Below are 6,285 nucleotides of genomic sequence, written 5' to 3' on the forward strand. Positions count from 1 at the left end.
CCCCTCCCCCGGCCGCAACAGGCTACCCCACGACCGATCCTCACCCTGGCAAACGTCGCCATAGACCCGGTTGGGGGGGGGGGGGGGCCCCCCCCCCCCCCCCCCCCCCCCCCACCACCGTCTGGCTCGGTAGTAACCACTCACCTGGAGTTTGCGTGCCACTGCGTTTCACGGACTGTTCGTTCTCCTACCGGACCGACACCCCCGTGCTCGACTGCCTCACAATGGATTTCCCGGAAGGCTGCACGGTCCTGCTCGGCCCGAACGGGGCCGGGAAGTCGACGCTGCTTTCGCTCGGCGCATCCGCGCTCGCCCCCGTGTCGGGGCGCGTCACGCTGGGAGGTGTGGATAGCGTTCGGCGACGGGACCGCCGGGCTTACCGGCAGCGGGTGGGGTGGCTGCCGCAGGACGTCAAGGCGATCCCCGCTCTGACGGTCCGTGAACAGGCCGCCTACGTGGGCTGGCTGAAAGGCTTGTCGAAAAGCGACGCCTGGGACCGGTCGGCCGATGCGTTGGAAGAGGTCCGCCTGACAGAACTGGGTGGGCGCAAGAGCCATGAACTCTCCGGGGGGCAACTACGCCGCCTGGGCATCGCGCAGACACTCGTGCACCAGGCCGAGGTTGTCCTTCTGGACGAACCGACGGCCGGACTCGACCCTGTCCAGCGAGGTGTCTTTCGTGACCTGCTCGCGGAACTGAGCGGCTCGGTGCACTTCATCGTCTCCACACATCAGACCGAAGATCTCGCTGACATCTACGACACCGTTGTCGTCTTCGACCGCGGCCAGCCGGTCTTCCGAGGATCGGTGCCCGAGTTCTTCGCCTCAGCCCCCGCCGACACCCCGTACGAGCGGCGTGCGGAAAGCGCCTACCGCGGCCTGGTCCGTGGGGAGGTCTGAACTATGCGCACCGCGACACTCCTGCGTTCCGGCCCAGCCGTATGGGCCGCTGTGGTTCTAATTCCGGTTCTCGTGTGGTTCAGCGCCCAGAACACCGACTCCACGGTCGCCTACTGGCCGTCAATCAGTTCCCAGACCACCATTGTCATCGGCTTCATCAGCGCCGCGTGCGGGGCGGGAGCAGCCTGGGAAGCGGCCCGGATCAAACAAGGCGCAATCCCCGCACTCGCCCCGGCCCGCGGGATGCTCAGCATCGCAACGCTGCACCTGGGCCCTATTGCCGTACTCGGTCTGATCGCGATCGTCGCCCCCTTTGCGGTCGTCATGACCTCCGTGGCGCTCCCGTCCGGCTTCCCGAACCCGGCGATTCTCACCGTCTCCTACAGCGTGATCCTGTCTCACATCGCCCTGGGCTGGTTCGTCGGCGCCCGCATGCCGAAACTCCTCGGCGCGACCACCATGCTGCTCTTCGGGTACCTATGGGGATTCTGGCCAGCTGCCATCGGCGGTCTGCCCTGGCTACGCCACCTCAACGGGCAGGGTGTCACCGAGTGCTGCGGCCTCGATCAGGAACCCTCTGTCCGCAGCATGGCAGCCACCCTCGTGTTCTCCCTGGCTATCGTGACGGCCATCGTGCTCAGCTCAGCGCTGCACCATCACTTCTGGCGCCCTCTGCTGTCTTTCACCGCGTTCACCGCCGCCACCGCCGTGGCGCTCATCCTGGCCGTCCCCCTCGGCTTCACCGGCACCCAGACCCGCGACGCCGCGCTGCGCACGTGCTCCGGACAGAACCCGCAGATCTGCCTGTGGCCGGAACAGAACACCCAGCGTGAAGAGATCACCCGCTGGGCTGACGAGACCACCACTGAGTTGGCAGCCGTCGGAGTGGCCCCTGACCGGCAAGTCGAGTTCGGGAACCCCCGCCCCGACCGGGCCAACGTCGCCTCGAACATCGCGACCAGCCCTCTGCCCGACGAAGCGCCCCCGTGCGCCCTCCGGCAAGGCGCCGCGTACCCCGGGGATGAGGCCATGGTGGCCATATACGCCTGGCTTTCCCTCACCGGTGGCGTCCCCAAGGGCGACCTCGCCCAGCGCTGGCCTCACGAAGCCATCACTCTCGCCGAGCAGATCCGAGCCCTGCCCACGCAAGCTCAAAAGGCCTGGTACGAACGGAACATGCGGTCCGTGCACGATTGCGCCGTCCTGCCCGACCTCGATCCCGCCTCCTACACCAAGGCAGCCGCATCGTGAACTGGTGGCACCGCACACACAGCACACCCCTCGCAGCAACCGTCCTAGCCGCCACCATGCTCTTGGTGCCACTCCTCGGCGGCTCCGTCGTACCGATCCCCTCGCTGCTCGCCGGAATGAGTGCAGGAATCCCGGTAGCCCTTGTGCTCCCCGCCGTGCCGGCGGCGCTTACCCTGCACGCCCTCAACAGAGTCCCCCGTGTCTACGACACCACCGCGGTCCGCCCCGTGGCCAGCTACCAAGCGGGCATGCTGGCATCAACCGCGTTGCTGGCCATGGCCATCGGGTCCGGCGCCGCCTACGCCGCGGACTCCTCCATGTCTCTCGCCGCAGCAAGAAACTTCCTCGGATACCTCGGTACCGGCCTCATCGTTCAATACTTCGTCGGCCACCTGTACGGCCCACTGGCCATTGCCCTTGTGCCAGTGCTCTGCGCACTCATCGGACTCGGCCCTGGCGGCCGTCCCTACCCATGGACTTGGCCCCTACACGAAGCACCCTCCGCCATCGCAGCCGGCACTTCCCTGCTCCTCCTCACCAGCGGTATCGCCGCAGCGAGTCTCCTCACACCACGCGGCGCGTCGCGACGCGCATCTGCCTGATCGGGACTGTAAATCGTTCGGCTCTTCCAAGATTTTCCTAGATGTTGATCGTTTTGCTGTTCTCGTGACGCGGCATGGGCGGCAGCGCCAGGCTGGTGGCGTGTGCTGTCGAGTTGGAAGTCCTCTTGCCGCAGCTGGGCGCGGTGCGGGTCGAGCGGGTGGAGGCTGGCGCGGATGCGCTGCATATCACGGCACTGACCAGGGATGACGTGCCTCGGGAATGCCCAGGGTGTGGGCAGGAGTCCGGCTGGGAGCACTCCCGGTATGTACGGCATGTCGCGGACGAGGCGGTCGGCGGCCGCCCGGTGGTCATCGCCTTATCGGTGCGGCGCCTGTACTGCGAGAACCCCACCTGTGCGAAGACGACGTTCGTCGAGCAGGTCGAGGGTTTGACGGAGCGTTATCAGCGGCGGACTCCGGCTCTACGGCGGGTGGTCGAGGCGATCGCCGTGGCGCTGGCCGGGTCGGCCGGAGCGCGTCTCCTGGTCGTCCTGCACCACGCTCTGACCTGGGCGAGCGTACTGAACTGCCTGATGCGCATCACGATCCCCGACCGCGCGGCGCCGCGGGTGGCTGGTCTCGACGAGTTCGCCCTGCGCAAAGGACACCGGTACGCAGCCGTGGTGACTGACGCCGTCAGCGGGGAACGGATCGACGTACTGCCCGACCACAAGGCGGCCACCGTCACCGCGTGGCTGCGCGAGCACCCCGGGGTGGAGGTGGTGTGCCGGGACGGCTCTGGCGCCTTCGCCCAGGCCACCACCGACGCCGACCCGACGATCGTGCAGGTCACGGACCGGTGGCACCTGTGGCACGGCCTGACCGAGGCAGTTCTCAAGGAGGCCGGCGCGCACAGCGCCTGCTGGGCGAAGATCGGACCACCGATCCGGGAGGGCAAGCGGGCTGAAACCACCCGCGAGCGGTGGCGGCAGGTCCACGAGCTCCTCGATGCCGGGACCGGACTGCTGGACTGCTCCCGCCGGCTGAACCTCGCGGTGAACACCGTCAAGCGCTACGCCCGCCACAGCGAGCCGGAACAGCTGGTCAAGGCCCCACAGTACCGGCCCACACTGGTCGACCCCTACCGCGACCACCTGCGCCGACGCCGCGCCGAGGACCCGTCCGTCCCGGTCACCCGCCTCTTGGCCGAGATCAAGGAGCTGGGCTACACCGGCAGCGCCAACCTCCTGGTCCGCTACATCAACCAGGGCCGCGTCGAGGCCGACCACGCCGCTCTGTCTCCGCGCCGCGTCACCCGGCTCCTGGTCAGCCACCCCGAGAACCTGCGCGAGGACCAGCGTTTTCTGCGTGATCAACTTGCCGGATCGTGCCAGGAGATGACCGCCCTGGCCGACCAGATCCGCGACTTCGCGACCCTAATGGCCCCGGTCGCGGGCAACGACGGGAAGCTGACCGGCTGGATCTCCCTCACCCAGGCCGCCGACCTGCCCTTCCTGCACTCGTTCGCCACCGGCCTCGAACGCGACCGCGCCGCCGTCGACGCCGCCCTCACCCTGCCGTATCACAACGGCCGCACCGAAGGCACCAACAACAGAATCAAACTGATCAAGCGCCAGATGTACGGACGCGCCAGACACGCACTGCTCCGCCACCGCGTCCTGCTCAGCTGACCCCGCCCGAAACGATCAACACCTACGAAAATCTTGGAAGAGCCAGGAATTAGGTGTGGTTCGTCTGTTTGGCCTATGTGTTTTGTGTTGGGCTGTGTGGCCTATACCTGGTTGGCGGCAAGGCGGCCGTCGAAGAGGACGTCGAACTCGTTGAGGGCGGCTTTCCAGCGGTTGGACCAGCGCTGCCGGCCGCGGCCGGTGGGGTCCAGGGCGAGGGTGGCGAGGTTTGAGGGCCGCGGTCTCGTTCGGAAAGTGCCCGCAGGCCTGGGCCGCTCGCCGGTAACGTGCGTTCAGGCTCTCGATCGCGTTGGTGGTGTAGACGACCTGGCGGATGGCCGGCGGCAGGGACAGAAATGGGATGAACTCGTTCCAGGCCCGTTGCCAGATCCCGGTGATTGGCGGGTACTTGGTGTCCCATTTCTCGCCGAATTCCGTCAGCCGGTCGCGGGCCTGTTCTTCGCTGACGGCGGTGTAGACGGGTTTGAGGTCACGGGCGATCTCGGCCGCGTCCCGGCGAGACGCGTAACGCAGACTGCTCCGGATCAAATGGACGACGCAGGTCTGCACCACGGTCTGCGGCCAGATTGCGTTGACCGCTTCGGGCAGGGCGGTCAGGCCGATGCCCCTATGGATGTCAAGCCGCGAGGCTGTCGGGAACAGGTAGTGGAGCGGAGGCGATAGCTCGGTGGATCTCGCGGGCGACGTACCGCTTCAGGCAGCGGATGACTTCCCGCTTCGTCTTGCCCTCTGCGGTGCGTCGCAGGAGGTAGGCGCGGGAGCGTTCCTCCCAGCGCAGGCGGGAGAGCACGATGCGGTAGAGGGCGGCGTTGGCCTGCCGGTTCCCGCCGCGGTTGAGTCGTCGGCGTTGGCTCTTGCCGGAGGAGCGTTCGACCGGGCTGACACCGCACAGAGCGGCGAAGGACGCCTCATCGCGGAGGCGGTCGTGGTTGTCGCCGGCGGCTATGAGCAGGATGGCCGCGCTGTCCGGGCCGACGCCGGTGAGTTCGAGCAACTGCGGGTTGTGGGCCTGGATGATCGCCGCGATCCGACGGGTGAGCGTGGTGGCCTCGGCGGAGAGCTGCTTGATGCGGTGGGCCAGCAAGCTCAGGGCCTGGTGCACCGCGCTCGCCTGCGGGTCCAGGGCAGCGCACGCCTTGAACAGCGCCGGGTTCGAGAGCCCGGTGAGGGACTCGCGCAGCTGGGCCGGTGCGCTGACCAGCAGGGCCTTGAGCTGGTTGATGGCCTGGGTGCGGTTGCGGACTGCGGAGTCCTTGACGACCTTCAGGACGCGAAGCTCCTCCACCGGGCCGTCTTTGCTCTTCGGAGCCCCGGTGGCCCGTCCGCCCAGCACGGCCCGGGCGGCGGCCTCGGCATCGACCGCGTCGGTCTTGCCCGAGCGGCGCCGGGCCGCCCGGTCGGGCCGGTTGACCTCGATGACCTCAATGCCTTCGGCGGCCAGGTGCCGGGCCAGTCCGGCGCCGTAGGAGCCGGTGCCTTCCACGCCGGCCTTCCAGACGACTCCCAACGAACGTGCCCATTCGGCGAGTTGGTGGTATCCGGAGGCCGTGACGGGGAACGACTGGGTGCCCAGCAGGGCACCGAGAACGCTCACGACAGCGGCGACGTGCACGTCTTTGTGAGTGTCAACGCCGAGCACGACGGTGGCGGAATCCACAGGCTGTGTGGTGTCGCCGTTGTGCGGCATGCTGAGGATGGTCATGTGCCTGTCTCGATCGGTTCGCGGGCGGATGGCCGCCACCGGACCGGTCGGGGCGGTCAGGACTGTGAGGGTGCCTGTCGCGAAGGCCCCTAATCCGTAGTGAAGGTGGTTCCGGAAGCTGCAGCTGGGCTTCTGGGCTGTCTGGTGACGGACGTCTGTAAGGCCCCGGGCCCTTGAGGCCT

General features: G+C 67.8%; 6 protein-coding genes. 4 read left to right on the forward strand and 2 right to left on the reverse strand.

Translation table 11 applies throughout. The annotated features are described in order from the left end of the window. Window positions 1-206: 206 nt before the first annotated feature. The 4 genes from ACFU5O_RS37220 to ACFU5O_RS37235 all read left to right on the forward strand — a co-directional run bounded on the left by ACFU5O_RS37220 (window position 207) and on the right by ACFU5O_RS37235 (window position 4,383). The gene (locus ACFU5O_RS37220) at window positions 207-899 is read left to right on the forward strand and encodes an ATP-binding cassette domain-containing protein (protein WP_384247420.1); all 693 of its coding nucleotides are present in this window, start codon (window positions 207-209) and stop codon (window positions 897-899) included. A 3-nt stretch (window positions 900-902) separates the two neighbouring features. Further along, complete coding sequence (locus tag ACFU5O_RS37225) at window positions 903-2,150, forward strand: hypothetical protein (protein WP_384247422.1); 1,248 nt, start codon at window positions 903-905, stop codon at window positions 2,148-2,150. Between the two features lie 56 nt (window positions 2,151-2,206). Beyond that, window positions 2,207-2,752: a hypothetical protein gene (locus tag ACFU5O_RS37230; RefSeq protein ID WP_384247425.1), complete on the forward strand. Its 546-nt coding sequence runs from the start codon at window positions 2,207-2,209 to the stop codon at window positions 2,750-2,752. A gap of 74 nt (window positions 2,753-2,826) precedes the next feature. Continuing rightward, window positions 2,827-4,383, forward strand: coding sequence for an ISL3 family transposase (locus ACFU5O_RS37235; protein WP_384247427.1), 1,557 nt, complete (start codon window positions 2,827-2,829; stop codon window positions 4,381-4,383). Between the two features lie 15 nt (window positions 4,384-4,398). Here ACFU5O_RS37235 and ACFU5O_RS37240 read toward each other — a convergent pair whose 3' ends face one another. Together ACFU5O_RS37240 and ACFU5O_RS37245 are read right to left on the reverse strand one after the other, a co-directional pair. Beyond that, window positions 4,399-4,953 (reverse strand): transposase, encoded by a 555-nt coding sequence (locus ACFU5O_RS37240; protein ID WP_384247429.1) that lies wholly within the window; start codon window positions 4,951-4,953, stop codon window positions 4,399-4,401. Between the two features lie 64 nt (window positions 4,954-5,017). Beyond that, window positions 5,018-6,103 (reverse strand): IS110 family transposase, encoded by a 1,086-nt coding sequence (locus ACFU5O_RS37245; protein ID WP_384247432.1) that lies wholly within the window; start codon window positions 6,101-6,103, stop codon window positions 5,018-5,020. Window positions 6,104-6,285 lie beyond the last annotated feature (182 nt).

This window comes from Streptomyces sp. NPDC057445 (assembly GCF_042802855.1).
Taxonomy (GTDB): domain Bacteria; phylum Actinomycetota; class Actinomycetes; order Streptomycetales; family Streptomycetaceae; genus Streptomyces.

Bases quoted from the DNA above. Each gene is read 5' to 3' on its own strand.
- ACFU5O_RS37225 (WP_384247422.1), top strand. From the start codon at position 903: ATGCGCACCGCGACACTCCTGCGTTCCGGCCCAGCCGTATGGGCCGCT.
- ACFU5O_RS37230 (WP_384247425.1), top strand. From the start codon at position 2,207: ATGCTCTTGGTGCCACTCCTCGGCGGCTCCGTCGTACCGATCCCCTCG.
- ACFU5O_RS37235 (WP_384247427.1), top strand. From the start codon at position 2,827: ATGGGCGGCAGCGCCAGGCTGGTGGCGTGTGCTGTCGAGTTGGAAGTC.
- ACFU5O_RS37245 (WP_384247432.1), bottom strand. From the start codon at position 6,103: ATGACCATCCTCAGCATGCCGCACAACGGCGACACCACACAGCCTGTG.